The organism is Hymenobacter rubripertinctus (genome assembly GCF_003583925.1).
GTDB lineage: Bacteria > Bacteroidota > Bacteroidia > Cytophagales > Hymenobacteraceae > Hymenobacter > Hymenobacter rubripertinctus.
Genome location: NZ_QYCN01000009.1, coordinates 19,947 through 44,998 on the forward strand (window position 1 = coordinate 19,947; position 25,052 = coordinate 44,998).

The 25,052-nt window shown below is 64.3% G+C and carries 22 protein-coding genes; 15 read left to right on the top strand and 7 right to left on the bottom strand.

What is annotated here, in order from left to right; genetic code table 11:
* Window positions 1-25: 25 nt before the first annotated feature.
* Window positions 26-2,821, bottom strand: coding sequence for a T9SS type A sorting domain-containing protein (locus D0T11_RS07495; RefSeq protein WP_119655164.1), 2,796 nt, complete (start codon window positions 2,819-2,821; stop codon window positions 26-28).
* A 158-nt stretch (window positions 2,822-2,979) separates the two neighbouring features.
* Between D0T11_RS07495 and D0T11_RS07500 the strand changes: the two genes are divergently transcribed.
* From D0T11_RS07500 to D0T11_RS07520, 5 genes are all read left to right on the top strand, one after another.
* On the top strand, window positions 2,980-3,828 hold the full coding sequence (locus D0T11_RS07500) for a Rossmann-like and DUF2520 domain-containing protein (RefSeq protein WP_119655165.1): 849 nt from the start codon (window positions 2,980-2,982) through the stop codon (window positions 3,826-3,828).
* A 72-nt stretch (window positions 3,829-3,900) separates the two neighbouring features.
* Entirely contained in the window at window positions 3,901-4,230 is a 330-nt protein-coding gene (locus D0T11_RS07505; RefSeq protein ID WP_119655166.1) for a 2Fe-2S iron-sulfur cluster-binding protein, read from the top strand.
* Window positions 4,231-4,363: 133 nt separating this feature from the next.
* Window positions 4,364-4,600, top strand: coding sequence for a Fe-S cluster assembly protein IscX (iscX, locus tag D0T11_RS07510; RefSeq protein WP_119655167.1), 237 nt, complete (start codon window positions 4,364-4,366; stop codon window positions 4,598-4,600).
* 83 nt (window positions 4,601-4,683) lie between these two features.
* Window positions 4,684-5,187 carry a KdsC family phosphatase gene (locus D0T11_RS07515; protein ID WP_119655168.1) on the top strand — a complete coding sequence of 168 codons (504 nt, stop codon included), beginning with the start codon at window positions 4,684-4,686 and terminating at the stop codon, window positions 5,185-5,187.
* Between the two features lie 137 nt (window positions 5,188-5,324).
* A complete protein-coding gene (locus D0T11_RS07520) occupies window positions 5,325-5,519 on the top strand; it encodes a cold-shock protein (RefSeq protein WP_119655169.1) in 195 nt (64 codons plus the stop codon).
* 91 nt (window positions 5,520-5,610) lie between these two features.
* Here the strand turns inward: D0T11_RS07520 and D0T11_RS07525 are convergent, their stop codons facing one another.
* On the bottom strand, window positions 5,611-6,669 hold the full coding sequence (locus tag D0T11_RS07525; RefSeq protein ID WP_182888299.1) for an IS4 family transposase: 1,059 nt from the start codon (window positions 6,667-6,669) through the stop codon (window positions 5,611-5,613).
* Between the two features lie 190 nt (window positions 6,670-6,859).
* On the opposite strand from D0T11_RS07525, the gene D0T11_RS07530 reads away from it, so the two are divergent.
* The 3 genes from D0T11_RS07530 to D0T11_RS07540 all read left to right on the top strand — a co-directional run bounded on the left by D0T11_RS07530 (window position 6,860) and on the right by D0T11_RS07540 (window position 10,498).
* On the top strand, window positions 6,860-7,768 hold the full coding sequence (locus D0T11_RS07530) for a geranylgeranylglycerol-phosphate geranylgeranyltransferase (protein WP_119655171.1): 909 nt from the start codon (window positions 6,860-6,862) through the stop codon (window positions 7,766-7,768).
* A gap of 137 nt (window positions 7,769-7,905) precedes the next feature.
* Window positions 7,906-9,186, top strand: a complete 1,281-nt coding sequence (locus D0T11_RS07535) for a BamA/TamA family outer membrane protein (RefSeq protein WP_119655172.1) — start codon at window positions 7,906-7,908, stop codon at window positions 9,184-9,186.
* A gap of 148 nt (window positions 9,187-9,334) precedes the next feature.
* Window positions 9,335-10,498: a glycosyltransferase gene (locus tag D0T11_RS07540; protein ID WP_119655173.1), complete on the top strand. Its 1,164-nt coding sequence runs from the start codon at window positions 9,335-9,337 to the stop codon at window positions 10,496-10,498.
* Between the two features lie 21 nt (window positions 10,499-10,519).
* Here D0T11_RS07540 and D0T11_RS07545 read toward each other — a convergent pair whose 3' ends face one another.
* From D0T11_RS07545 to D0T11_RS07560, 4 genes are all read right to left on the bottom strand, one after another.
* Window positions 10,520-11,122 carry a class I SAM-dependent DNA methyltransferase gene (locus tag D0T11_RS07545; protein WP_119655174.1) on the bottom strand — a complete coding sequence of 201 codons (603 nt, stop codon included), beginning with the start codon at window positions 11,120-11,122 and terminating at the stop codon, window positions 10,520-10,522.
* Window positions 11,123-11,156: 34 nt separating this feature from the next.
* On the bottom strand, window positions 11,157-11,972 hold the full coding sequence (locus D0T11_RS07550; protein ID WP_119655175.1) for a PIG-L deacetylase family protein: 816 nt from the start codon (window positions 11,970-11,972) through the stop codon (window positions 11,157-11,159).
* Complete coding sequence (locus D0T11_RS07555; RefSeq protein ID WP_119655176.1) at window positions 11,965-13,110, bottom strand: acyl-CoA dehydrogenase family protein; 1,146 nt, start codon at window positions 13,108-13,110, stop codon at window positions 11,965-11,967. Before D0T11_RS07555 ends, D0T11_RS07550 begins: the two co-directional genes overlap by 8 nt.
* Before the next feature lie 105 nt (window positions 13,111-13,215).
* Entirely contained in the window at window positions 13,216-14,526 is a 1,311-nt protein-coding gene (locus D0T11_RS07560; RefSeq protein ID WP_119655177.1) for a hypothetical protein, read from the bottom strand.
* Window positions 14,527-14,716: 190 nt separating this feature from the next.
* On the opposite strand from D0T11_RS07560, the gene purH reads away from it, so the two are divergent.
* From purH to D0T11_RS07595, 7 genes are all read left to right on the top strand, one after another.
* Window positions 14,717-16,258 (top strand): bifunctional phosphoribosylaminoimidazolecarboxamide formyltransferase/IMP cyclohydrolase, encoded by a 1,542-nt coding sequence (gene purH, locus D0T11_RS07565; protein ID WP_119655178.1) that lies wholly within the window; start codon window positions 14,717-14,719, stop codon window positions 16,256-16,258.
* 160 nt (window positions 16,259-16,418) lie between these two features.
* A complete protein-coding gene (locus tag D0T11_RS07570; protein WP_088465445.1) occupies window positions 16,419-17,444 on the top strand; it encodes a rod shape-determining protein in 1,026 nt (341 codons plus the stop codon).
* Between the two features lie 116 nt (window positions 17,445-17,560).
* Window positions 17,561-18,484, top strand: coding sequence for a rod shape-determining protein MreC (gene mreC, locus D0T11_RS07575; RefSeq protein WP_119655179.1), 924 nt, complete (start codon window positions 17,561-17,563; stop codon window positions 18,482-18,484).
* The gene (locus D0T11_RS07580) at window positions 18,481-19,017 is read left to right on the top strand and encodes a hypothetical protein (RefSeq protein WP_245990666.1); all 537 of its coding nucleotides are present in this window, start codon (window positions 18,481-18,483) and stop codon (window positions 19,015-19,017) included. Before mreC ends, D0T11_RS07580 begins: the two co-directional genes overlap by 4 nt.
* 272 nt (window positions 19,018-19,289) lie before the next feature.
* The gene (gene mrdA / locus D0T11_RS07585; protein WP_119655180.1) at window positions 19,290-21,134 is read left to right on the top strand and encodes a penicillin-binding protein 2; all 1,845 of its coding nucleotides are present in this window, start codon (window positions 19,290-19,292) and stop codon (window positions 21,132-21,134) included.
* 161 nt (window positions 21,135-21,295) lie between these two features.
* On the top strand, window positions 21,296-22,594 hold the full coding sequence (gene rodA, locus D0T11_RS07590; RefSeq protein ID WP_245990667.1) for a rod shape-determining protein RodA: 1,299 nt from the start codon (window positions 21,296-21,298) through the stop codon (window positions 22,592-22,594).
* A gap of 232 nt (window positions 22,595-22,826) precedes the next feature.
* Window positions 22,827-24,191: a hypothetical protein gene (locus D0T11_RS07595; protein ID WP_119655182.1), complete on the top strand. Its 1,365-nt coding sequence runs from the start codon at window positions 22,827-22,829 to the stop codon at window positions 24,189-24,191.
* A gap of 138 nt (window positions 24,192-24,329) precedes the next feature.
* Here the strand turns inward: D0T11_RS07595 and D0T11_RS07600 are convergent, their stop codons facing one another.
* Window positions 24,330-24,992, bottom strand: a complete 663-nt coding sequence (locus tag D0T11_RS07600) for a helix-turn-helix domain-containing protein (protein ID WP_147374564.1) — start codon at window positions 24,990-24,992, stop codon at window positions 24,330-24,332.
* Window positions 24,993-25,052 lie beyond the last annotated feature (60 nt).

The window sequence follows — 25,052 nt, forward strand, 5'->3', positions numbered from 1 at the left end:
TTATACAAGCACTACCAGTTAGAAATTACTTCTGGATGGCAATGCGGCTTACCATGTACTCGCTGCCGTTGCGCACCTTCACGGTGTACATGCCGTTGGCGAGGGTCGAGAGGTCAACCTGGCTGGTGCCGTTGCCGCGCACCGTGGCGGTGTGCACGCGCTGGCCCAGCATGTTGGTTACTTCTACCTGGAGGCCGCCTTTGGCGTTGGCCCCGCGCACTTCCACGGTGAGGTTGCCCGCCGTGGGGTTGGGGTAGAGGTTGATGGCCCGTGCCAATGCCGACGAAGAGCTGTTGACTACCGCAGTTGTTACCGTTACATCATCAATGTAGAGGTTGAACTGGTTAGCGGCGCTGAACACGTGGAAGCCTACGTAGTAGTTGCCGTCGGCCGTGGGCGTGATAGGCGTTACCTGGCCCACTGCCGTGCCGCCGGTAGCGGTAACGTAGTCGGCGTTGGTAATGGCCTCGTTCTTCCACAGCAGGTTGGTCTGGGCGGCGGCGGTAGTGGCCGTGCCGTACTTCACTTCCAGCTTCTCGGTGCTGCTGGGCTGAGCGCCCCGGTACTTGAACGACACCAGGTAAGACGTACCGGCCTTCAGGGCCAGCGGGTTGGTGTAGAACCAGTCGTTGGCCGCAACGGTGGAGCTGAAGGCGTAGCGCATCTGGTTAGGAGCGGAAGCCGGGAAACGGCCGGCACCGTCGTTGCCGACTACCATCCAGGTTTTACCGTCCGCATTGTCATCGGAAACGATGAGGCCACAGGGAATAGCCCCGGGCAGTACGCTGTCGAAGTTCTCGGCGTAGGGGAAAGTAGAAATAACCGGGGGCTGGCAATCCGTTTTGAACTGCACCGGGCCAGCCAGGAAGCTCTTATCGGTTGCGCCGCAGTTGGCCCGTACGTATACGTCGTATTCAGTGCTGGCCGCGAGGCCCGTGAGAGCATAAGGAGAAGCGGTAGTGGTAACCGAAGTGCCGCCCGTTGCCGGATCAAAGCCTTTGGCGCCATAAATAACGGTATAGCCCGTGGCGTTAGCCGGCCCGTTGAAAGACACCGTAGCCGTGGTGATACCCACTTTGCTGATGGCCAGGCTCGTCGGCGTGATGCAGGTTGGGACGGGAGACAGCACGGCATCCAGCGCCAGACGGTAGGGAGCACCGGCGAAAGTGCTCAGCGACGACCAGGTCGGGCCTGGTTCAAACTGCACGAAAAAGGTGTTGGCCCGCAGTGGAAGCTCGTTCTGATAGCCCAGTGCGATGCCGCCCGTAACCTGTTTCACGGCTACGTGGAAATCTCCCTGCACAACGATGCTAGGTACGAGTACCGTTACTGTGCCCGCCGTAGCAGGACGGTTTTGCACCGGGGAACTGTAAAGAATAGTACCCGGCGTACCATTCGCCCCATCAGAATTCAGGACCAGTACCTGGAAGGTAGCAGCCGTTCCAGCAGGGAAACCCGCTTTTACCTGAGTGATAGCCACTGGCTGGCTGTTCTTGTATTTTACCGCCAGAGAGCCGCCCGGGAGAGGAGCGCTCTGAGCGTCCGTCAGGGTAATGCCCCCGGCTACGAGTGCCTGGGAGGCATTGATATAAGCTACCTGGTCAGCCGTAATCTCCTGCGTGTAAGGCAGGGAGTTGTTCGTGTTGTCGCCGTCAGCGGGCACACTTACCGTTACCGTGTTGGTGCCCAGTACCAACGGAGTAGGGTAGGCATCAAACGTTACCGTCTGGCTGGCCCCAACTGCGAGGGAGGCCACCGTTTTGACGTTGACGAAGGTGTTGGCCCCGCCCACCGTGAGCGTTACGGGCAGACTAGTAAGAGGTGCGCTGCCGTTGTTGGTTACAACTGCCGAAACCACGTGTGGCAAGGAGTTGGGTACGGCCAGCTTGCCCATCGTGTAGATGGTGGTGACCCCCGCATCGGTAGCCGCCTGGGTGCGGAACCGGTAGGTGCGACCCGGATCCGGCAGGAAGGTGTTGCGAACGAAGTGGGGGGCGTAGTTGGTGCCCACTACGGTTTGGAAAACCGTGGTAGTCCAGGCCGTGGAGCTGCTGGCTTTATAGGCCAGGCTGAGGTCGGTCGGAGCTTCGCTGCTGCCCTTCAGACCCACCAGGAAGCCTTTGCCAAGGGCGGTATTGCCGCTGCTGGTCCAGGCGCCATACACGAATTCAACCATGTTGCTGCTCTCATACAGTTTAATCTGGAACTGCATGGTAGCAAACTGGGCGGTCGTATTGCCAGGCAACTGGTCGCTCAGGTTCTTGAACTGGATAGTACACACGCGGCTACCCACCGGATCATTCGAGGTGAACACCCGGTATTCAGTCGGAGAGGTCGTCTGGTTAACGGCCCCCGCCAGGTCAATGCCCGAAGCCGGCGCAATGACGTTCTGATCCGTGCTGTTCACAAGGATGTCGGTATCCTCCGGATCAACAGGCGCTACTTCTCCGAGCTTGATGAAGCCGTTCGTATTCAGGACGAACTTCGTGAAATCGACACCGTTGTAGGAAAATTTGAACCCAATATCCTGTACGCCGGAGTTGGCATCATCCAGGTTGGCCGTGGCAATGGCCGTACCCGTAGTGCCCAGGTCGGTGTACGTACCCGCTACGTTTTGCCCGCGGCTGGCCGGGTAGGGTAAGGCGTTGGTGCGCTTGGCCGTACCCGGCTTCATGCTCCGGGATAGTTGCATATTCTTGCCGACTATCGGCCGGCCTTGCTCCTGGCCATAGGATACCGAAGTAGCCAGCCCCAGCACGCTCATAAAGGCTAGCTTGCGCCAAGTGCCAACGCTAGTGCCTGTTTGGTAGATTTTTGTCATAGGAAAGTGACAGGAAGAAAATGGAGAAAATACAAAAACGGCTCAGCTGTCCTGTTGCGGCTTGTTCGCCGACCAGGGCAATTTGAACGCACAAGTTGTCGAATTTTGCGCGAAAAGCTGAATGATTTTTCATAAAAACCCCCAAAAAAGTAAATTCAATGATGATTGCTGATGCTTCTGCTACCTGCCCGCCCCGGGTGTTTGCTCCCGTGCGGGTGGTGCTGCTGGGAGCCGGCCGGGTGGCCCACCACCTGGGGCCGGCACTGGCCGCCGCCGGCCACGCGGTAGTGGGCGTCTGGAGCCGGACGGCGGTGGCGGCCGCCGCGCTGGCCCGGCACCTGCCCCAGGCCCGGGAGCTGACCAGTCTGGCCGACTTACCCGCCGCCGACGTGTACCTGCTGGCCCTGCCCGATGCGGTGGTGCCGCAAGTGCTGGCCGCGGCCCGGGTGCCGGCGGGCAGTATGGTGGCCCACACGGCCGGAGCCCTGCCACTGGCCGTATTCGCGGCGCGGCCGGAGCTGCGCGGGGGCGTGTTCTACCCACTCCAGACCTTCGGGCCGGGCCGCACCATCGACTGGCCGACGGTGCCGCTGTGCCTGGAAGCGGCCGATGCGGCGGGCTTGGCTACTTTGCACGCGCTGGCCGAGTCGCTGAGCCAAGACGTGCGGGAAGTGGATTCGGCCCGGCGGCTGCAACTGCACGTGGCGGCCGTGTGGGCCAGCAATTTTCCCAACCACTTGCTGGGTATCGCGCGCGAACTGCTGGAGCAGGCCGGCCTGCCCTGGCAGCTGCTGCACCCCCTGATCCGCGAAACCGTGGACAAGGCCCTGACCCAACCGCCCTTCGAGGCCCAGACCGGCCCCGCCGTCCGCCACGATGCCGCCACGCTGGCGCGCCATGCCGGGGCCCTGGCGGCTCACCCGCGTTGGCTGGCCTTATATGGAGGCCTTACGGCCAGCATTCAGGACGTGGCCGGGGGCGGGGCAAACAATCCGCCGCCGGGGTAGCTTTGATTCGGGGGGAGGCGTCCGTACCTTTGCCCCTTCTGATTTTTGCCTCGTTTACCCTAGCATTCCGCCGTGAAAGCCGTCAATATCACCTTTAAGTTTCAGGACGGCCAGCCCGCCCAGACCCACGTGGCCGCCGAAGGCGAGTCGGTGCTGGACGTAGCCCTCAACAACGACATTCAGCTCCAGCACAACTGCGGGGGAGTGTGCGGGTGCAGCACCTGCCACGTCTACATCGTAGCGGGCGAGCAGGACCTGCCCGAAATTTCGGATGCGGAAGAAGACTTCATCGACCGGGCCGAAAACCCGCGCATCAACTCCCGCCTGGGCTGTCAGTGCGTGGTGCAGGGCAACGCCGACGTGGTCGTGCTCATTCCACCCCAGCATTTCCTGGGCCACTAACCGTAGTTAATGAGTTAGCAAGTTGGGAAGTTAGAAAGTAGTCGGGCAGGGCCTTGTGCCCGGGTTCGACCTTCATCTTTCAGCCACTTTCTAACGCTAAAACTTCTCAACTTTCCAACGTATTCCTTCCCCTATGAACCATTTCGAGCCCCCAATGCAGTGGAGCGACCATGAAGACGTTGCCATGGCCCTCTACGAGAAGTTCGGCGACGATTTCACCGAAGCCAAAATCTACCGCATCCGGTTTACCGAACTGCTGGACTGGATCATGACGCTACCCAACTTTGAGGGAACCCGCGAACAGTCCAATGAGGGCCACCTGGAGCAGATTCAGGCCAAGTGGGTGTACGAGTGGCGGGATAATCAATAAAATAAAGCCTACTTACGGAGCGCCGCAGAGTGCTGAGCCAGTCGGACCGACCGGCGGCAGGGCTGCGGTCTTTTTTCATGCCTATGAGTACGACAGCCGGCGCGGCCGATTTAACGGCCATCAAAGTGTTTATCTTCGACGTGGACGGGGTGCTGACTGATGGTACCCTGCTGGCCCTGAATACGGGGGAGCAGGCCCGGGCCTTTCACATCCACGACGGCTACGCCGTGCGCCACGCCCTGCGCAAAGGCTACCGGGTGGCCGTTATTTCGGGCCGCGAGGAGGAGGGCGTGCGCAAGCGGCTGGAGTCGCTGGACGTGCGCGACATGTACCTGGGGGTGGATGACAAGATGAAAATCTTCAACAACTACCTCAATACCTACCACCTCAGCCCCGAGCACATTGCCTACATGGGCGACGACATGCCCGATCTGGAGGTGATGCGCCGCTGCGCCGTGGCCGCGTGCCCCGCCGACGCGGCCACCGATGTGCGCGCCATCAGCCAGTATGTAGCCCGGCTGCCCGGTGGGCACGGGGCGGTGCGCGAGCTGATTGAGGCCGTGATGAAAGCCCAGAACACCTGGTAGCACGGCCGCGCCTGCGGGAGTGGTCGGGGCTGAGGATTATGGGGTTAGACAGTGGTGAACGGGCCTTTACGGGGGGTGCGCATTTGCGAAATCCCTCTATATTTACCCGACCATCATCCACTCATTTCCTCTTTTTCATGAAAACAGGCACCGTAAAGTTCTATAATGAAGACAAAGGCTATGGCTTCATTACGGAAGACGGCACGAAGGAAGATTTCTTTGTCCATGTTACCGGCCTCAACGGGGGGCAGATTCAGCAGAATGACCGCGTGGAATTTGACACCCAGGAAGGCAAAAAAGGCGTTAATGCCGTGAACGTGAAGCGGGTGTAGCGGCACCAGCTGGCCGGCTGCGGCTTGGCAGAAAGCCCCTTCCGCCCTCGGAAGGGGCTTTCTGGCTTTATCGGTTTGGCGTAGTGCTACTCTACCCTACTATTTTAGTTACCTGATAACGAGCGACTTTCCAGCTAATCCAGCGCAGCAAGGCGTCCACCATCCGGGCCATCGGTTCATGCGGGCTCGTGACGGGGCGGGTGAGTTGGCGTAAGATATTGAGGCCGTGGCGGCTTAGGCTGGTGGCCCGGTAGCCATGGTTCTTGCGCTTAATCGGGGCACGCTTGGCGTGGGCCACCGTGCCCACACTCAGGCACAAGGCGTAGGCTAAACTGACCAGGGCGACGAGCTTGCGCAGCTTCTGGCGACAACGCAAATGGCTGGCCTCCAGGTTAAAACCGCGTCCTTTCAGGTTTTGGAAGCATTGCTCAATCGTCCAGCGTTTGGCGTAGAGCTGGTCCATGTAAGGCAAGCCCACGTTGCCAAACAAGAACAGAAAATCGCCCTCGGCCAAGGCCTTGACCCAGACCTGTCCCCACACGCCGTCGAGTTGCACCTGGGCGAAGCGGCGCACCTGGCCAGCCGCCAGCCCCAGGTCGGGTACGGCCACCCGCCGCCCGTTAGCGAAGGTGAGTTGATGGTGCTTGGGCAGGCGCATAACGAAATTCAACCCGTTGTCCTTAAGCCATTTTAACCACACGTGGCCCACAAACTCGCGGTCGCCCAGCACCAGGCCAATGCGGTGCTTGCCCAGCACGCGTACGCAGGTTTGTAGCAGGGCAATGCGGTCAGCCGCACTGGAATTGCCGCTGCGATTGTCGAGCAATTCCCAGTACAAGGGCAGCTGAAAGGCACCCTGCCCGACGGTAACGAGCAAGATGTTTACCTGGCACTGGCCGAAATCCCATTCGGTGCGGTCTACGCATAGACGCAACTTGCCCGTGGCGGGCAACAGGCGCAACAGCAGGTGCGCTAGCAGACCATAATCGAGCGATACTTCGCGGAAGAAATCCTGGATGCGGGTCTCGTTGGAGGCCACTTTGACTTCGTCGTTGAGATGGTGAGCAACTTCGCCAAATTGCACGTTGCGGCTCTTGATGAGTCCGATAATAAACTGAGCAATAAACTTTTGCCGAGACAGATGGCGCACAATGGGCACCTGTTGCAAAAGGGTCGTAAGTTTGGCTTTGAGGCGGTGCTTCACGGGGAGGAACGGGCTGAGAAGTGTAGGAACTCCAAAGGTCGGGCCTCCCCGTTTTTATGCCGCAATATTTAGTAGGGTAGAGTAGCGTAGTGCATCTTTGCAGTCGTATTTCCCGCTCGTTTGGCTCCCGCTGCTCATGTCGCCTTCCTCTTTCCCCGCTGAGTTTGTTGCCCCCGTGGGCGGGCGGGGGGGCGGGCGCACGCTGGCCCGCCTGATCCGGCTGCCCAACCTGCTGATAATGGCCCTGTGCCTGCTGCTGGTGCGGGCCTGCCTGCTGCTGCCGGACGCGCCCTGGGCGCGGGTGCTGGCCCCCGGCTTCGGGCTGCTGGTGCTGGCGGCGCTCTGCATCGGGGCGGCGGGCTACATCATCAACGATTACTACGACGTCAAGATTGACGCCATCAACCGGCCGGGGCAGCTGGTGGTGGGCCGGGCCGTGCACCGCCGCCATGCCATGCTGGCCCACCTGCTGCTGTCGGGGGCAGGCGTGGGGGTAAGCGGACTGCTCTCCCCGCTGCTGGGCCTCGTAAATCTGGGCTCCGCTTTGCTGCTGTGGGGATATTCGGTGCGGTTTAAACGGGTGGCCCTGGTGGGCAACGTGAGCATTGCCACCCTCACGGCGGCCCTGGTGCTGCTGCCCGAGTTGCAGATGCAGACCGGCTCCGAGGCCGTCTGGGGCTACGCGCTGGCCGCGTTTCTGCTGACGGTGGTGCGCGAAATCGTGAAGGACGTGGAAGACATGCGCGGCGACGCCCAGCACGACTGCCGCACGCTGCCCATTGTGTGGGGCGTGGGGCGCACCAAATGGGTTGCGGGCTTTTTCCTGGCGTGCCTGGCCCTGCTGGTGGCCGGGGCGGCGTACAATGCCCTGGCGCATCATCAGCCTGGGTTGGGGTTGTGGCTGCTGGCCCTGGTGCTGGGGCCGCTGGCGGCACTGGCCGTGCAGCTGCGCCGCGCCGACCGCCGCCAGCACTTTGCCCGCCTGAGTGCCGGCTGCAAATGGATTATGCTGGCGGGCGTGCTCTCGATGCTGTGGCTGGGTTGAAGGGGCCAAGCTGAACCGGACAACCGCGACGCCTCCCGCTGCGTTAGTAGCTGCACGGTCCCGGCGGCCCGCGTCCGCCGCCGGCGGACGGGTCGACGACGGGCTTTCCACTCATTTCCTGATCCGGCCATCTACGTATGCGCTTTTTCTACCCGCTGCTGGCGCTAAGTGCGCTGGCCGCTCCGGCTGCCCAGGCGCAGCTCACCCCCGAGCCTACGACTTCCTTGCTGGCCTCGGCGGCTCCCGCTTCCGAAACGGCGGCCACTGTCGTCCCGACTGCCCCCCCCGAAAACGGCGCCCCCCTGGGCCTGAACCGGGCCCTGGCCCCGGCCCCGGCCGCCAAGTTCAAGCTCACGCCCGACGACCCGGACAAGCCCAGCTTTATTCCGGTGCCCATTGCCTTTTACCAGCAGGAAACCGGCTTTGCCGGGGGCGTAGCCATTCTGCCCGTCTGGCGCTTCGGCCAGGATACGGCGGTGCGCAAGTCCAATGCCCGCCTGATTGCCTGGATTTCGCAGCAGAAGCAGACCACCGTGCAGCTTACGCACACCATCTTCACCAAGGAAGAGAAATACTTCTTCTCGGGCGAGCTGAGCTACTACGACCTGGCGTTCAAGTACTACGGCCGGGGCAACGATACCGATGAGGACGTCAAGTCCAACATCCAGTATCCGCTGTGGGTGTTCGATCAGAAGGCCCTGGTGAAGGTGGTGCCCAACCTGTTTGTGGGCGTGCGCTACCGGCTCACGGATCTGGGCAAGGTGAAGCTCGACGATGCCGATGCCGGCAACCCGGCTCCCTACAACTCCATCCTGGCCGAGCAGCGCGCCGGCTACACCACCTCCGGCGTGGGGCCGGCCATCCTCTACGACAGCCGCGACAACGTGCTGGCTACCTACCGTGGCAACTTCGTGGATGCCCACATGCTTTTCAACGGCAAGGGCCTCGGCAGCGACTATAGCTTCACGCGCTACCTGGTGGATGCCCGCCACTTTACGCCGCTGCTGGGCTCCAACAATACCATTCTGGCCATGCAGTTTCTGGGGCAGTACCACACCGGCAACGTGCCGTTCCGCGAGTGGGGGGGCATGGGCGCTACCCTGGGCGGCTCACTCTACAACAATGCCTACCTGATGCGCGGCATCTACGAGGCCCGTTTCCGCGACCGGCAGTTCACTACGGCCCAGGCCGAAATCCGCCAGAAACTGTTCTGGCGCTTTGATGGGGTTTTGTTTGGAGCCGTGGGTGAGGTTGCCCCCAACCTCGACGACTACACCTTCGACGGGCTCAAGTACGCCGGGGGCGCGGGCGTGCGCTTCCGCTTCAACCGCCGTGACCGGCTCAACATCCGCCTCGATTACGGAGTGGGCTCGGGTGGCAACTCGGGCATCATCTTCGCCGTGGGCGAAGCCTTTTAGCCTGCCCGAATCAAGTAGTTAACAAAGCAGAATGCCCCGGCTGCGGACAGCCGGGGCATTCTGCTTTTAGGCGTTTCAAGCTCATCCGTAAGGTTTTTTCTCCGCAACTGCCTCACCCGCCGGGTCCATTAGCCGTAGAAGTCTGCTCATGGAACACGCCACCCCGCTGCACTTTCATTCGGCTCATCCCAACAACGCGGCGCTGCCCGCATCTGCCTGGGAACACTTACCCACCCCGCCCCCCGGCCTGCGGGCCATCGTTGTTGTCCCGGCCAAGGACGAAGCGGCCGACCTGCCTGCCACGCTAGCGGCCCTGGCGGCCCAGACGGACGAGGCGGGCTACCCGCTGCTGCCCTCCACGTTCGAGGTGCTGGTGCTGGCCAACAACTGCCGCGATGATACGGCCCGGGTCGTTCGCGAATTTGCCGCCCGGCATCCGTCGGTGGCGGTGTACGTGGCGGAAGTGACCCTGCCCCCCGCCGAGGCCCACGTGGGCCGGGCGCGGCGCTTGCTGCTGGACGAGGCCGCCCGCCGCCTGGAGCTGGCCGGCCACCCCGCCGCCTGCCTCATTAGCACCGACGCCGACACGCGCGTGGCCCCCGACTGGCTCGCGGCCACTTTCCGGGAACTCGCTGCGGGTGCCGCTGCCGTATGCGGCCGCATCCTGATGGCCGATGCCGACCCGGCTTGCCCCGTGCGCCGCTACCAGCTCCGGGATGCCGCTTACCACCTGCTACGAACCCAGCTCGAAGCCCAGCTCGACCCCCAGCCCCACGACCCCTGGCCGCGTCATCACCAGCATTTCGGGGCCAGCTTTGCCCTCACCGTGACCGCCTACCGGCAGGTGGGGGGCCTGCCCGTGGTGCCCTACCTGGAAGATGAAGCCCTCTACCAGGCCCTGCTGCGCCACGATTTGCCGGTGCGCCATAGCCCGGCCGTGCGGGTATACACTTCCGGCCGGCAGCAGGGGCGGGTGGCGGTGGGCCTTTCGTGGCAGCTGCGGGAGTGGGCCAGCCTGGGAGCCCAGGAAGCGCTGGTCCCCAACCCGGTGGAGCTGATAGCTGAGCTGCGCCTGCGCCGGGAGTTGCGGGAACACTGGCTCGGAACTGCTGCCCGGTTCAGTAGCAAACGGCCCCAAACAGAACTTTTGGTGGCGGCTATGGCCGGTTTCTCGTCCTTCGGGGCCTTCTGGGAGTGGGCCCGGCCGCAGGTGCTGCCCGCTGGCGGTTTCGCGGCCGTGCCGCTCCGCCAGGCCATTGCCGCCCTCCGCCGCGAACTGGCCCGGCATAGCGGAGCGGCGGCCTTCCGGTAACCGGCGGTATCCGCTGGCCCGTTACCGGCGTTCCAGCAGATCGAGGCGGTAAGTAGGCTGGCGCTGGCCGTGGCAGTGGCGCAGGGGGCCGTCGGGGCCGGCGCGGTTGAGCAAGAACGCGTGCACCGCATCGCCGGTCAGGGGGTAGTCATGGACCGGGGGCGTCCAGTGCACCAGCAGCAGGTGGCCGCCCGGTGCCAGCGCCGCCAGAACTTGTTCGGTGGCCCGGGCCAGGTCGGCCGGGCTCCAATAGTAACCTACTTCCGATAGTACTACCAGGTCGAACTGCCCGGCGGGAAATTCCTCCGGAATGCGGCGCTGTTCGAACGTTACCTGCGGCAGGCCGGCGCAGCGTTGCCGGGCGCGCTCCAGCGGGGCCGTGGCTACATCCACGGCCAGTAAATGGCCGCAGCGCGGGGCCAGCTGCTCCGTCAGAACTCCCAGGGAGCAGCCAATTTCCAAGGCCCGCGCATACTGGCTGCGGGGCAGTGCGGCCAGGGTAGCCGCGTATTTATCCCGCTCGTAGGGGCTGGTTTCAAAGTTCCAGGGGTCCTGGTTGGCCTCGTATACCTGCTCGAAGTAGGCCGGCGGCAGCGTGTGGGGTTGACGGGGGTTGGGTTCCATGTGGGGGCAGGTAGCTGAGATGGGCGGGCTTCGGTTAGGCGGGGCCGGGGGCCGGCCAGGGCTGGCCTGTTGTAGCCTCCTGATGCGAGGCTGCCCCGACCGGCCGGCTGGCTTCCAGATATACTTCGAAGGGGCGCGCAAAATGCGCCAGCATGGCCGGGGCCAGCGTGAAGCCGCCGGGGTCGTCATTGATCGGGGAGCCGGGGAGCTGGGAACGGTGGGCCGCAATGGCCCGCTGCTTCTGCTCCAGTACCGGCCCGATGGCAAGCTGCCAGCCGGTTACCTCGCCGGGTTGGGGCAGGTCGGCGGGGGCGGCCCGCTCCCAGGCCCAGACTATGTACTCCAGCAGGCGCGGCGGCGAAGTCAGCGTTGCCAGTGCCGCCCGCACCAGCTGGCTGGTGGCCCGGTGGTCGGGGKGGGGGTCGCGGCGCCAGGGACAGAGGATGGTGGCTGGTTGCTGACGCTGGAAGATTTCCACGAGGTCCTCAACTGCCGCCGCACCTTCGGGCGTGCCGGGTCCTGGTACGCGGCCGTCGGGCAGGCCGAGGGGCGTGAGGTTGCCGGGGGGCAGGCCCAGTTCCGCCAACGCCAACTGCAACTCCTGCTCCCGCAGCAGTTGCCGCGCCCGGGCCGGAAACTTCACCGAGTCTGGGTGCGACATCGTGCCGTCGCTCACCAGTACGCACCACCCCGGCACCCCGGCCCGGGCCAGCAGCGCCAGCAGCCCCCCGCAGCCCAGGCTTTCATCGTCGGGGTGGGGCGCTACAACTACCGTAACACCCAACGAAGCGGCGTAGCTGGCGGGTTGCGAGGGGAGAGTTACAAAATTGAAGGGCTCGTAATCAGTCATGCCAGAGCTGGTGGGCGGGTTGGGGGTGGTCGAGGGCGAAACGGCCGGCCTCGGCCAGGGCGGCATCGGGGGCGGGCTGGCGCAGGTAGTGAGTCAGGTCGCGGTGGAGGCGCTCGAAGGGCTCGGGCCGCAGCAGGCCCCGGGCACCCACGCACCGCTCGGCCAGCGGCAGCAGGCGCAGGCACAAGTCCTCAATGGCCGAGCGCATCAGGTTGGCGTGGGCCACGGCAGTTTCGGCCGTCGTGGCCGGGTGGGCCGCCACGTCGGCGGCGGCCCGGAGCCAGTGTTGGCCGCTGGCTACCAGCACGCTCATCTGGCCCAGGCGCTGGCGCTGGTAGGGGTCGTCGGTGCGGTGCAGGTCGCGCAAAAACCGGCGGGTTTCGTCGAACACGGCCTCGGCCCCGCCCAGCTGCACGGCCGCGAACCGGATGGCACCCCCGCTGAACCAGGGCTGGCGGTAGTAGTCGCCGGGCTGGCCCACCAGGTCGTCCGGCCCGATTTCCAGCCCTTCCAAATCGACCCGGAAGCTGGCCGAAGCCCGCATCCCCAACGGCCGCCAGAAGGAGCTGTCGTACTGCGGAACCCGGGTGTCGGCGGGCAGTACCAGCATTTGCCAGCCCCCGTCGGGCAGGGCGGCCGTGAGCAGCGGCCGGGTGAGGTGACCCGCGCCCGAGCCAAACGTTTTGCTGCCGCGCAGGCGGTAGCGGCCCCCAGGCAGCGGTTCCAGCTTCACGCCGTCGGGGCCTTCCGTGTTCCAGACGCCGAACAGGTGACCCGCCCGGGCATCGGCGGCCCAGCCAGCCACCTGCGCCGGCCGGCCAAACCGGCGCAGCAGCTGCCAGGCATTCACGTGGCCCTCGTACACCCGGCCCACGGCCAGGTTGCCGCGCCCGATGTGGCGCAGGGTGCTCAGCAGCTCGTTGGTGTGGGCCGGCTCGGTGAGGCCGCTGCCACCCTGGTCCGGGGCCAGCGGGGCGGTCAGCAGGCCGGCTTCGCGCAGCCAGCGGAACTCGGTTTCGGGAAATGCCCCCTCGTGGTCGGAGTGCGGGGCCTGGGCCAGCAGGCGGGGGGCCAGGGCCGCCGCCGTAGCAGCGGCTCCGGTAGCAACGGGAAAGGTGAGTAGCAGATCAGCAGACATACGGGAGCAGCAAACGACGGCCCTCCTATACGTGCGCCACCAGGGTGTGGCCGTTGCCGGGGCGACTAAAAAACCGTTGGTTTGCTCCGGAAAAGACCAGCGCTGCTAAAACCGCAGGCCGCCCAGCACCACCACGCCCTGGTAAGCCAGGTAGCCAAAGCGGTTGAACTCCTGGCTGCGACCGGACTCGTAGCTTACTTCCAGCACGGCCCGTAAGCGGCCCGTTGAGAAGCGGGGCTCCACGCCCACTGCCACGGCTCCTGCCATAACGAAGGTATTGGAGCTGGCCGCCGGCGGATTGGCCAGCGACGTGACGACTATCCGCTGGCGGAACGGGTCCGCCGGATCGGCCTCCGGCTGCACGGCATCGTAGCGGATGGTGGTCTGGAATACTTTGCCTGGCAAGGCCCGGGCACTGAGGTAGGGGGCCAGCCGACTGCGGCTACTGTACCGGTACCCGAGTACCAGCTGCACCATGGTCGCATCGGGCTGCCGGTTGAGGGTGAATGGCTGGCCGCTGTTGGTGTAGGACGAGGGAACCGTGTATGCCAGGCTGCCCCGGGCCTCGCGGCGTACGTACTGCGCGCCCACTTCCAGTACCGAGCGGGAGGTTCGGGGCTGTAAATGCAGCAGCAAGCGCCCTGTCGGGACGACCACCGCCTGCAACTCGTTGCGAAACAGGGACGATTGCTCCGGGTAGTAGACCTTGCCGTGCGATACGCCTCCCGTCAGGCTGAACGAAAGGGCGAGGGCCGGCAGCTTGGCCGGCACAAGATTGCGGGCCGGTATGGCCAGGTAGCAGCCATTGATCCGGGTGATGGTCCGGGCCAGGTCCGGGGCCGTGTACCGGGCGGTGCGAATGGCCGGGCCGGCAGAGCAGTCGGCGAAAACGGACTGCAACACTGCCCGGAAATTGCCCTCCTGGAGCGGCAGAAGGGTTGCCTGCTCCCCAAATTCCAGGAAAAACTGCGTAGCGGAGGCAGCGGGTTGGGGGCCGGTGGCAGCGGGCTGGTCACGCAATGCGTACAGGTTGGCGGCCCCGCTGGCCAGGTGCTGGACCAGCATCATTTTTGGGGCGCCGGCCGCTTCCGGGGCTTGCGCGGCGGTGGGTATAACCACCCGCCGCAGTACGTAGGTACTTCCGTCGGCCAGTCCGGCCGCCCGGATATCCCGGACCGGGTACGTCCGGGCCGCACCGTTGTCCGCCGTCACGACGACCGCCTGAGGACCGCCAAGGGCCGGCAATACCAGCTGACCACGCAACGTGTCGCCACTGGTCAGAAGCACGTAGCCGCGGCCTCCGGGCAGCCGGGTAGTCTGGGCCTGGGCCGCGGAAAGGGTCAGCAGGAAAACAAGTAGCAGAATGGACCCGGCCAGCAGCGCAGCGCGGTTACGAGGACGGAATAGTTGGTGCATAATGAAAAGTATAGCAAGCCGAGGGGGGTATAGCAGAAAAGGAGCGTGCCAAATGTAGCGCCKCCCGCCCCCCCCCCGCAACTGAGCCGGCCGGACTTTTCGGCCGCTGTTAACAATTCCGTAACCCCCGCCCGCGGGGTGGTGCCTACCTTCGCGCAGCAGTTCACAACCTCCTCCAACCCCTTCCGCTATGTCGCAGCCCATTCGCTCCGCCCTCGTTTCCGTGTATCACAAGGACCGGCTCGCGCCCCTGGTGGCCTTGCTCCAGCAGCACGGCGTTACGCTGTATTCCACCGGCGGCACCCAGCAGTTCATTGAGGAGCAGGGCGCGGCCGTAACGGCCGTGGAAACGCTGACGGGCTTTCCGGCTGTGTTCGGGGGGCGCGTGAAAACGCTGCACCCAACGGTATTCGGCGGCATCCTGCACCGCCGCCACGAGGCCGGCGACCTGGCCGAAGCCGCCCAGCACGGGATTCCGCCCATCGACCTGGTGGTGGTAGACCTGTACCCGTTCGAGGAAACGGTAGCCGCCGGCGCGGCCGAAGCCGACGTGATTGAGAAAATCGACATCGGCGGAATTTCCCTGCTGCGGGCCGCCGCCAAGAACTTCCGCGACGTGCTCGTGGTCAGCAGCCGCGACCAGTACGCGGCCGTAACCGAGCTGCTCACCCAAAAGAACTGCGCCACCGACCTGGCAGACCGCCGCCACTACGCCGCCGCCGCCTTCGCGGCCACCGCGCACTACGACACGGCCATAGCGGGCTATTTCGGAGTTGAAAATTCAGATGAAGACCAGGCCAACAACCAACAACCAGCAAGCACCAGCCAAACCCCCCTGCGCTACGGCGAAAACCCCCACCAGACCGGTACCTTCCACGGCGACCTGACGGCCCTCTTCGACCAGCTCCACGGCAAGCAGCTCAGCTACAACAACCTCGTCGACGTGGACGCGGCCGTGCTGCTTATGCAGGAGTTCGACGCCGCCGGGCCGGCCGCCTGCGCTATTCTCAAGCATACCAACGCCTGCGGCGTGGCCCAGGCCGATACCCTGCACCAGGCCTACCTCAGCGCCCTGAGCTGCGACCCGGTTTCGGCCTTCGGGGGCGTAATTATCGTGAACCGGCCCGTGGACGCGGCTACGGCTCAGGAGCTGAGCCAGCTGTTTTTCGAGGTGCTGATTGCGCCCGGATTCGAGGCGGACGCGCTGTCCATCCTGCAAGCCAGGAAAAACCGCATTCTGCTCCGCCAGAAACCCGTGGCCTTCCCCGCCAGGCAAGTGAAAACGCTGCTCAACGGCACCATCGAGCAGGATTTCGACCGCGCCATGGAAGGCGCGGCGGAGTTCCGAACCGTGACCGAATCGGGGCCGACGGCCGATGAGGTGGCGGCCCTGGAGTTTGCCCTCAAAATCTGCAAGCACACCAAAAGCAACACCATTGTGCTGGCCCGCGCGGGCCAGCTGCTGGCCTCGGGCGTGGGCCAGACCTCCCGGGTAGATGCCCTGCGCCAGGCCATTGAGAAGGCCGCCTCCTTCGGCTTCGACCTGAACGGGGCCGTGCTGGCCTCCGACGCCTTCTTCCCCTTCCCCGACTGCGTGGAAATTGCCGGCGCAGCGGGCATCCGGGCAGTGGTGCAGCCCGGCGGCTCCATCAAGGACCAGGACAGCATCGACGCCTGCAACCGCCTCGGCCTGGCGATGGTGCTGACCGGCGTGCGCCATTTCAAGCACTAGGGCCAATGGGAAGCCAATGCGGGGGGAAGCCGGAGCCGTACGGGGTTGTGGCTTCCCCCCGCATTTTTATAATGTCTCCACATTAGTTTCAGCTTGCGTACTTTTGTCCCCTCTTTTGACGGACGCAAGCCGCCCGTTCTCATTTACTTGCCGTTACTCGATGGGTTTCTTTAATTTCTTCACCAGCGACATTGCCATTGACCTGGGCACGGCCAACACGCTCATCATCCACAACGATGTTATCGTGGTGGATGAGCCGAGCATCATTGCGAAAGACCGCACCACGAATAAAGTAATTGCCGTGGGTCGGCAGGCGCAGCAAATGCACGAAAAGACCCACGACAACATTAAAACCATCCGGCCCCTGAAGGACGGCGTAATTGCCGACTTCCACGCCGCCGAGGAAATGATTAAGGGGCTGATCAAGATGATTGACACCCGCAACCGCCTGTTTCAGCCTTCCCACCGCATGGTCATCTGCATTCCGTCGGGCATCACGGAGGTGGAAAAACGGGCCGTGCGCGACTCCGCCGAGCACGCCGGGGCCAAGGAAGTCTGGATGATTCAGGAGCCCATGGCCGCCGCCATCGGCATCGGCATCGACGTAGAGCAGCCCATCGGCTCGATGATTATCGACATCGGGGGCGGCACCACCGAAATTGCCGTGATTGCCCTCTCGGGCATCGTCTGCGACCAGAGCATCAAAACGGCCGGCGACGTGTTCAACCAGGACATTCTCGACTACATGCGCCGCCAGCACAACCTGCTGATTGGCGAGCGGAGTGCCGAGCGCATCAAGATTGAAGTGGGCGCCGCCCTGACGGAGCTGGAAGTAACGCCCCCCGATTTCGAAGTGCGCGGCCGCGACCTGATGACCGGCATCCCGAAGGTGATTAAGGTCACGTCGTCGGAAATTGCCATTGCCCTCGATAAATCGGTGGCCAAAATTGAGGAAGCCGTGCTCAAGGCGCTGGAAATCAGCCCCCCCGAGCTCTCGGCCGACATCTACGAAAACGGCATCCACCTGACCGGCGGCGGCGCCCTGCTGCGCGGCCTCGACAAGCGCCTAGCCGCCAAAACCAAGCTGCCCATCCACATTGCCGAAGACCCACTCCGCGCCGTCGTGCGGGGCACCGGCAAGGCCATCAAAAATATTCAGGGCTTCCGCGGCGTATTGCTGACGTAATTAAAAATTAAAAGTTAAAAGTTAAAAATTGGCTGTTCGGCTAGGCAACTCCCTGGAGTTGTGGCTTTACGCCAGTTGCAATTTTTAACTTTTAACTTTTAATTTTTAATTGACAAATGAATAACCTGTTCGCCTTTCTGTTTCGCTTCCGGGGTATCCTGGTATTTGCGGTGCTGGAAGTGCTGAGCCTGTACCTGCTGGTGCGCAACAGTACCTACCAGCGGGCCGCTTTCTTCAACTCGGCCAACACCTACGTGGGCCAGGTGCTGGGCTGGCGCAACCAGGTGCAGGATTATTTCCGGCTCGTCGACATCAACCAGGAGCTGATGCAGGAAAATGCCCGCCTCCGCCAGCAGTTCTACAAACCCGACCTGAGCGACCGGACCGCCGACTCGCTGCCCGTGCGCCAGGATAGTGTGACCCAGGCCCGGCTGGCGGTGCTGGGCCGGCCCGACTCGCTGTTGCTGGGCCTGCGCACGCTGGCCGCCCACGACCCCGACTACCCCCTGATTCCGGCCCGGGTGGTGAGCAGCACCAACCGCCCCGTGGACAACTACCTGACCCTGAACGTGGGCCGGGCCGAGGGCGTGCGCGACGGGATGGGCGTCGTGTCGGCCGAGGGCATTGTGGGCCGGGTGAAGGTGTTTTCCGAGCACTACGCCACCATCACCTCCGTGCTGCATTCGCAGGCGCGCACCTCGGCCCGCCTCCAGCGCGACGGCACCATCGGCACGGTGCGCTGGCTCGGCGACGACCCCCGCCACGTGCTGCTCGACAATATTCCGCGCCAGAACCGGCTGGTGAAGGGCGATACGGTGGTCACGTCGGGCTACAACGCCGTTTTCCCGGAGGGCGTGCTGGTGGGCACCGTCGATTCGTTTGTGAAGGAGCCGGACAAGAACTTCTGGACGGTGCGCGTGCGGCTGGCCGTGAATTTCTCGCGCCTCACCTACGTGTACCTCGTCACGAGCCGGCCCCAGGCCGAGCGCGACACGCTGCAAGTGCGGGCGGGCATCAAAACCGAAACCAAACGGCCATGAGGGGCGGCATTTTTGAAATCCTGTGGCAGGGGCTGCGGGGCCTGTTCTACCTGGCCCTGTATGTGCTGCTGATCAGCGGCTCCGATTTCGTGCTCTTCGATCTGGCCTGGTGCTTCGTGTACCTGGGCTTTCTGCTGTTTCTGCCCATTGGCACGCCCATCGTGGTGCAGCTGCTGCTGGGCTTCGGGGTGGGCATTTCCCTGGATATGGTGTTTGATACCGGCGGGGTGCACGCGGCCGCCGCCGTGCTCGTGATGTACCTGCGGCCCTGGGTGCTGCGCCTGCTCACGCCCCGCGACGGCTACGACGCCCAGGACTCGGTGAACATCCACCAGATGGGCTGGCAGTGGATGATGGTATATCTGACGCTGCTCACGGCCATTCACCACCTGGCCTTTTTCGTGCTGGAGCTGGGCTCGTTCCGCGCCCCGGGCCTGATGCTGGCCAAAATCCTGCTCAGCACCCTCTATACCGGCCTCACCCTGCTCATCATTCAGCTGGTGTTCTTCCCCACCAAGCGGCGGAAAAGGTAGAGGAGTGAGGTGGTGAAGTGGTGAAATGGGAGCCGCTGTCATCCTGAGCGGAGCGAAGGACCTTATCACGTCTGAACGAGTCGTTCGTACGGCTGTTCAGACGTGATAAGGTCCTTCGCTCCGCTCAGGATGACAGCGGCCCCACTTCACCACCTCACCACCTCACTCATTCACCATCTCACCTCTCCCGCACCTTTTCGCCATGGTCGGGGTTATCTTTGTCTTTCGCCCGCCCGCCGGGGCGGAAGTCATTTCTTTTCAGAACTTTTGCTTTGCAATACCTCGAAGGCCGCAAGTACGTAGTCCAGGCAGTTTTCCTGGCCGTCGCGTTGGTTTTTGCGACGCGCCTCTTCTACATCCAGGTGCTCGATGGCAGCTACAAGCTGGCCGCCGACCGCAACACGCTCCAGCGCCTGGTGCAGCCCCCCTACCGGGGCCTGATTTACGACCGCAAGGGCCAGATTCTGGTGCAGAACACGCCCGTGTACGACCTGATGGTGGTGCCCCGGGAAGTGAAGCAGCTCGATACGCTGCGCTTCAGCGAGCTGCTCCAGCTGCCCCTGGACGAAGTGCGCGCCAGCCTCCAGGCGGCCCGCAAGTTTAGCCGCGTGAAAGCCTCGCCGCTGGTCCAGAACCTGAGTACGCCCGAGCTGGCCGCCATCCAGGACAACCTGATCGACTTTCCCGGCTTCAGCGTGAAGGCCCGCATGGCCCGCTCCTACAATACCCACAGCATGGCCCACGCCCTGGGCTACGTGGGCTCCATCACGCCCAAGCTGCTGGAGCGGCCCCAGTACAGCAAGTACCAGCCCGGCGAGTTTCTGGGCATTACGGGCCTCGAATCCTACTACGAAAAGCAGCTCATGGGCCGGCGTGGGGTGCAGTACCGCATGGTGAACGTGCGCGGCATCGAGAAGGGCGCGTTCCGGGGCGGCGAATTCGATACGCTCTCGGTAGCCGGCCAGGACCTGCACCTGAGCCTCGACTCCGACTTGCAGGCCTACACCGAAAAGCTGATGGCCGGCAAGCGGGGCTCGGTGGTGGCCCTGGACCCCAAAACGGGCGAAATCCTGGTCTTCGTGTCGGCCCCCATGTTCGACCCCGAGATGCTCTCGGGCAAGGGCATGGGCAACCGCTACATGGAGCTGCTCAACAACCCCGAGCAGCCCCTGTTCAACCGCCCCCTCATGGCTACCTACCCCCCCGGCTCCACCTTTAAGCTGGTAAACGAGCTGGTGGCCCTGCAAGCGGGCGTAGTGACGCCCCAGACCGGGTTTGCCTGCAACTGGAAGCTGGTGCGCTGCACCCACCGCCACGAGACCCCGACCAACGTGGGCATTGCCATCAAGCAGAGCTGCAACCCCTATTTCTACCAGGTGATGCGCGCCACCGTGCTGCGGGGGCGCTCCAGCAACCGCTTCGAGGATGCCCGCCTGGGCCTGGGTGAGTGGCGGCGCAAGGTGATGCAGTTCGGGCTGGGCGAAAAGTTGGGCGTAGATATGGGCCAGGAAAAGAAAGGCCTGATTCCGTCGCCCGAGTTCTACGACAAGCGCAACGGCCACCACCGCTGGACCTTCCGCACGGTGTACTCGCTCAGCATCGGCCAGGGTGAAATCGGGATTACGGGCCTGCAAATGGCCAACGTAATGGCCACCATCGCCAACCGGGGCTGGTACTACACGCCCCATTTCGTGCGCAGCGTGGGCCAGAGCGGGCCGCTGCCGGAGTACAACGTCAGGCACACGGTGGGCGTCGACCCCATTCATTTCGAGCAGATTATTCCGGGGATGCAGAGCGTGGTGGACGGCAACGGGGGCACCGGCTCCAACGCCAGCCTGCTCGACATGGGCATTTCGGTAGCCGGCAAAACCGGCACCGTGCAAAACCCCCACGGCGAGGACCACGCCACGTTCGCCGCCTTCGCCCCGGCCCAGGACCCCAAAATTGCCATCGTCGTGTTTATCGAAAACGGCGGTTTTGGGGGCAACTCGGCGGCCCCGCTGGCCGCCCTGGTCATGGAAAAGTACCTGCGCGGCCAGGTGGCCCCCTGGCGCCACCGCTGGGAAGAGTGGCTCCCCGGCTCCGCCGACCGCTTTATCGTCCGCCGAAGACATTAAATGAAGTATGAAGTATGAAGTATGAAGTATGAAGTATGAAGTATGAATTCGTTCTAAAAACCCTTTACTCTTGTCAACTATGAGGTATGAACTATGACTGGGCTGATGCTGGCGGCACGGCCCAATTCATACTTCATACTTCATACTTCATACTTCACGAAGTGAACTCTTCTCCCGCCCGCTACAACCGCAGCATCGACTGGGTAACGGTCCTGCTCTACCTGCTGATGGTGGGCGTGGGCTGGCTCAACGTGTACGCGGCCAGCTACTCGCCCGACGCGCCCGAGAACCCGCTCGGCAGCCTGGGCTTTGCCCAGCTGATGGGCTACGACTGGTTCAAGCAGATTATCTGGATCGGAACGGCTTTGCTGCTGGTGCTGGTGCTGCTCGTCATCGACCCCAAGGCCTACGACACGTTTGCCTTCGGACTCTACGGGGTGATGATTGTGCTGCTCATCGTGACGCCCTTTATTGCCCGGCCCATTGGGGGCTCACGCTCCTGGCTGGAGCTGGGGCCGGTGCGCCTGCAACCGGCCGAATTTGCCAAGTTTATTACGGCCCTGGCCGTTTCGCGCTACCTGGCCACCATCAATATGCGCCAGCAGAATTTCCGCGACCAGCTGGTGCTGGCCGGCCTCACGCTGCTGCCCCCGCTGCTCATCATCGCGGCCAACGAAACGGGGCAGGCGCTGGTGTTCGGCGCGTTTCTGCTGGCCTACTTCCGCGAGGGCATGTCGCCCCTGATTCTGCTGATTCTGGCCGCCGGCGGCGTTATTCTGCTGCTGGCTTTGCTGGTGCCCAAGCTCTGGCTGGTGCTGGCCTTCACCATTATCCTGGTCATCGTGCTGGTCGCCAACCGCCGGGCGTTGCGCCACCACCTGCCCGTGTCGGTGGGCGTGTGGGCGGTGGTGATTGGGATGGTGTTCGGGGTGGATTTCTTCTTCAACAGCGTGTTGCAGGACCACCAGCGCAAGCGCATCGAAATTCTCCTCAACCCCTCCGCCGACCCTTTGGGCGTGGGCTGGAACGTCACGCAGTCGAAAATTGCCATCGGCTCGGGCGGCCTGGCCGGCAAGGGCTTCCTGCAAGGCACCCAAACCAAGTTCGATTTCGTGCCCGCCCAGAGCACCGACTTCATCTTCTGCACCGTGGGGGAGGAGTGGGGCTGGGCCGGCACGATGGTGACCATCATCCTGTTCATGGCCCTGCTCATGCGGGTCGTGTACGTGGCGGAGCGCCAGAAATCGGTGTTCGGGCGCACCTATGGCTACTGCGTGGCCAGCATCATCTTCTTCCACTTCTGCGTCAACATCGGCATGACCATCGGGCTGGCCCCGGTGGTGGGTATCCCGCTGCCCTTCTTCAGCTACGGCGGCTCCTCGCTCTGGTCGTTCACCACCCTGCTCTTCATCCTGCTCGCCATCGACGCTGCCCGCAAGCAGGATTTGGAGCGGCATTAGCGGGGAGGTGGTGAGAAAAAGAACGTCATCCTGAGCAGAGCGAAGGATCTTATCACGTTGAAACGAGTCGTTGATACGATTACCGGCCTAACGTGATAAGATCCTTCGCTGCGCTCAGAATGACGTTCTTTTTCTCACCACCTCACCACCTCACCACCTCACCACCTCACCACCTCACCACCTCACCACCTCACCACCTCACCGCCTTCTTCCCTCCGCTTACCTTTGCGGAATGATTGCGAAAAGCCCGTCCTCCGTTCTGCCGCTACCCGCTCCGGCTCCCGCGCGGGTGCCGGGCTGGGTGTGGGCGGGGCTGGTGCTGCTGCACCTGCTGGCCCTGGGCTGGCAGCTTTACCACCGCCAGCCCCGGTTTCCGGATTCTGAGCGCTACGTGCAGGCGGCCCGCAACCTGCGTGAGGCCGGCGTGCTCTACGCCCTGCCCCTCACCGAAAAGCCCCTGCTTGCGCAGGAGTACACCATCCGGCCCCCGCTCTACCCGGTGTTTCTGCTGCTCACGGGCGGGGCCGGCCCGGGCTTCCCGGGGGCCACGCTGCTGCTGCAAAACCTGCTGAGCCTGCTGAACCTGGGGCTGGCCTTGCGCTGGCTGGCCCGCCGTGCCCGGGGGCTGAGTGCCCGGCAGTGGGCGGCGGTGCTGGCCCTGGCGGCGGCCGGGCCGGGGCAGTTCATCTACGCCAACGTGCTGATGAGCGAAATGCTGCTGCAAACGGCCGTGGTGGCGCTTTGGCTGAGTCTGGAGGCGCTGTTCACGCCCGGCCGCCGGCCGCTGGGGCCGCTGCTGGTAGCCGCGTTGGCTACCACTGGGGCACTGCTCAACAAGCCGGTGTTCTTCCCGTTCGCGGCCGTGCTGCTGGGGCTGGGCCTCTGGCTGGCGTGGCGGCAGCGGCGGGTGTCGCTGGCCGTGCTGGGGGCCGTGCCGCTGGTGGTAGTGGGCCTCTGGATGCAGCGCAACGAAGCCCGCACCGGCTACTTTCACTTCTCCAGCATTGCCGAAATCAACCTGCTGCGCTACAACGCCCGCGGGGTGTTGCAGGCCGCCGAAGGCCCGGAAGCCGCCGAGCAGTTCGTGCGCCGCACCCTGGCCACCGCCGACTCGCTGCCCACCTTCCGGGCCCAGCAGCGCTACGTGCAGCAGGCCGGCGGGCAGGCCCTGCTGCGCCACCCCTTCGCCTACGCCGCCCAGCACCTGCGGGGCATGGCCACCTTCCTGCTCGACCCCGGCCGGTTCGATCTGGTCCACTTCCTAGGCCGGGGCCAGACCAACGGGCCGGGCTTGCTGCACCTGTTCAACCAGCGCAGCCCCGTCGCCGTGCTGAGTTATCTGGGGCAGCTGCCCCTGCTTCTGCTGGCGGTGATGGGCCTGGGGCTGCTGGCCAATCTGGTCCGGCTGGCACTGGTGGTGCGCTTCGCCCGGAGCCCCGCCTACCCGTGGCCGGGGCGCCTGGTGCTGCTGGGCCTGGTCGCCTACCTGGCCCTGCTGACCGGCCCGCTGGGGGCGGCCCGCTTCGTGGTGCCGGTGCTGCCCCTGCTGCTGGCCGCCGCCGGCGCGGGCCTGGCCGCCCGTCGGGCAGCTGCTTGAGGCAGGGCGTAAACCGGCAATAAGCCGGCGTTCATCTTCGCCGCCCGCAGATGGGATAAATCGGGAGCTTGTGGCCGCCACCGCCCATCCGGCCCCCTACCACGCGCTCGAACAATGCCCCATCAACGTGCCTGATCCTCAACTTGGCGTTGGGGGGGGCAGCACGGCGGCCAGGGCGGCGGCTTCGGCCAGCAGGCCGGCGGCCTGGGCCCGGAGGCGGTGGCAGCGCGTGGCGTCGGCGGGGGGCAGGGGCGCGGCGCGGCGCGTAAGCCAGCCCCGGAGCCAGCGGGCGTGGTCGATGGCCCGGGCCGGGTCGAAGGGGTCGGCGGCCTGGGCCAGCGCATAAGTCAGGGCCTGGGCGGCCACTGGGTTAGCCGGGTTGGCCGGGTTGGTATCCGGGGCGTCGGGGTCGGGCGGGAGCAGGGCCGGCCGGGCGGCGGCCCAGCGGGCCGCTACGTGGGCGCGGGCCACCAGCGCATCGGCCTCGGCCAGTAGCCGGGCGGCGCGGTGCAGGCACTCGCGGCGGCGAAAGTCGAGGTCGGCCGCGTCGGGGGGGGGCGTGCCGGGCGGCAGCGCGGCGTKGGGGGCCGGGCTGCTGGGCACATCCGGCGGGGGCAACTGGAGCAGCAGCGGCAACAAGGCCACGCGCACGGCCAGCGTGAGCGGCCGCTGGTTCGTTTCGATGGCCTGCACCAGGCTCTGGCTCACGCCCAGGTACTGGGCCAGCTCGTGCAGGCGCAGGCCGTACCAGGCCCGCACCCGGGCCAGCAAGGAATTGGAAACAGCTGAACGACGCGCCATAGCCGGAATGTGGAGAATTATCAGGTTTTCAGAAAATACTCCACACAATCTGCGAAAAAT

Bases quoted from the DNA above. Each gene is read 5' to 3' on its own strand.
- D0T11_RS07520 (WP_119655169.1), top strand. From the start codon at position 5,325: ATGAAAACAGGCACCGTAAAGTTCTATAATGAAGACAAAGGCTATGGC.
- D0T11_RS07595 (WP_119655182.1), top strand. From the start codon at position 22,827: ATGATTGCGAAAAGCCCGTCCTCCGTTCTGCCGCTACCCGCTCCGGCT.
- D0T11_RS07540 (WP_119655173.1), top strand. From the start codon at position 9,335: ATGGAACACGCCACCCCGCTGCACTTTCATTCGGCTCATCCCAACAAC.
- mreC (WP_119655179.1), top strand. From the start codon at position 17,561: ATGAATAACCTGTTCGCCTTTCTGTTTCGCTTCCGGGGTATCCTGGTA.
- D0T11_RS07555 (WP_119655176.1), bottom strand. From the start codon at position 13,110: ATGTCTGCTGATCTGCTACTCACCTTTCCCGTTGCTACCGGAGCCGCT.
- D0T11_RS07570 (WP_088465445.1), top strand. From the start codon at position 16,419: ATGGGTTTCTTTAATTTCTTCACCAGCGACATTGCCATTGACCTGGGC.
- D0T11_RS07535 (WP_119655172.1), top strand. From the start codon at position 7,906: ATGCGCTTTTTCTACCCGCTGCTGGCGCTAAGTGCGCTGGCCGCTCCG.
- purH (WP_119655178.1), top strand. From the start codon at position 14,717: ATGTCGCAGCCCATTCGCTCCGCCCTCGTTTCCGTGTATCACAAGGAC.
- D0T11_RS07545 (WP_119655174.1), bottom strand. From the start codon at position 11,122: ATGGAACCCAACCCCCGTCAACCCCACACGCTGCCGCCGGCCTACTTC.
- D0T11_RS07495 (WP_119655164.1), bottom strand. From the start codon at position 2,821: ATGACAAAAATCTACCAAACAGGCACTAGCGTTGGCACTTGGCGCAAG.
- iscX (WP_119655167.1), top strand. From the start codon at position 4,364: ATGAACCATTTCGAGCCCCCAATGCAGTGGAGCGACCATGAAGACGTT.
- D0T11_RS07500 (WP_119655165.1), top strand. From the start codon at position 2,980: ATGATGATTGCTGATGCTTCTGCTACCTGCCCGCCCCGGGTGTTTGCT.
- D0T11_RS07560 (WP_119655177.1), bottom strand. From the start codon at position 14,526: ATGCACCAACTATTCCGTCCTCGTAACCGCGCTGCGCTGCTGGCCGGG.
- D0T11_RS07530 (WP_119655171.1), top strand. From the start codon at position 6,860: ATGTCGCCTTCCTCTTTCCCCGCTGAGTTTGTTGCCCCCGTGGGCGGG.
- D0T11_RS07580 (WP_245990666.1), top strand. From the start codon at position 18,481: ATGAGGGGCGGCATTTTTGAAATCCTGTGGCAGGGGCTGCGGGGCCTG.
- D0T11_RS07515 (WP_119655168.1), top strand. From the start codon at position 4,684: ATGAGTACGACAGCCGGCGCGGCCGATTTAACGGCCATCAAAGTGTTT.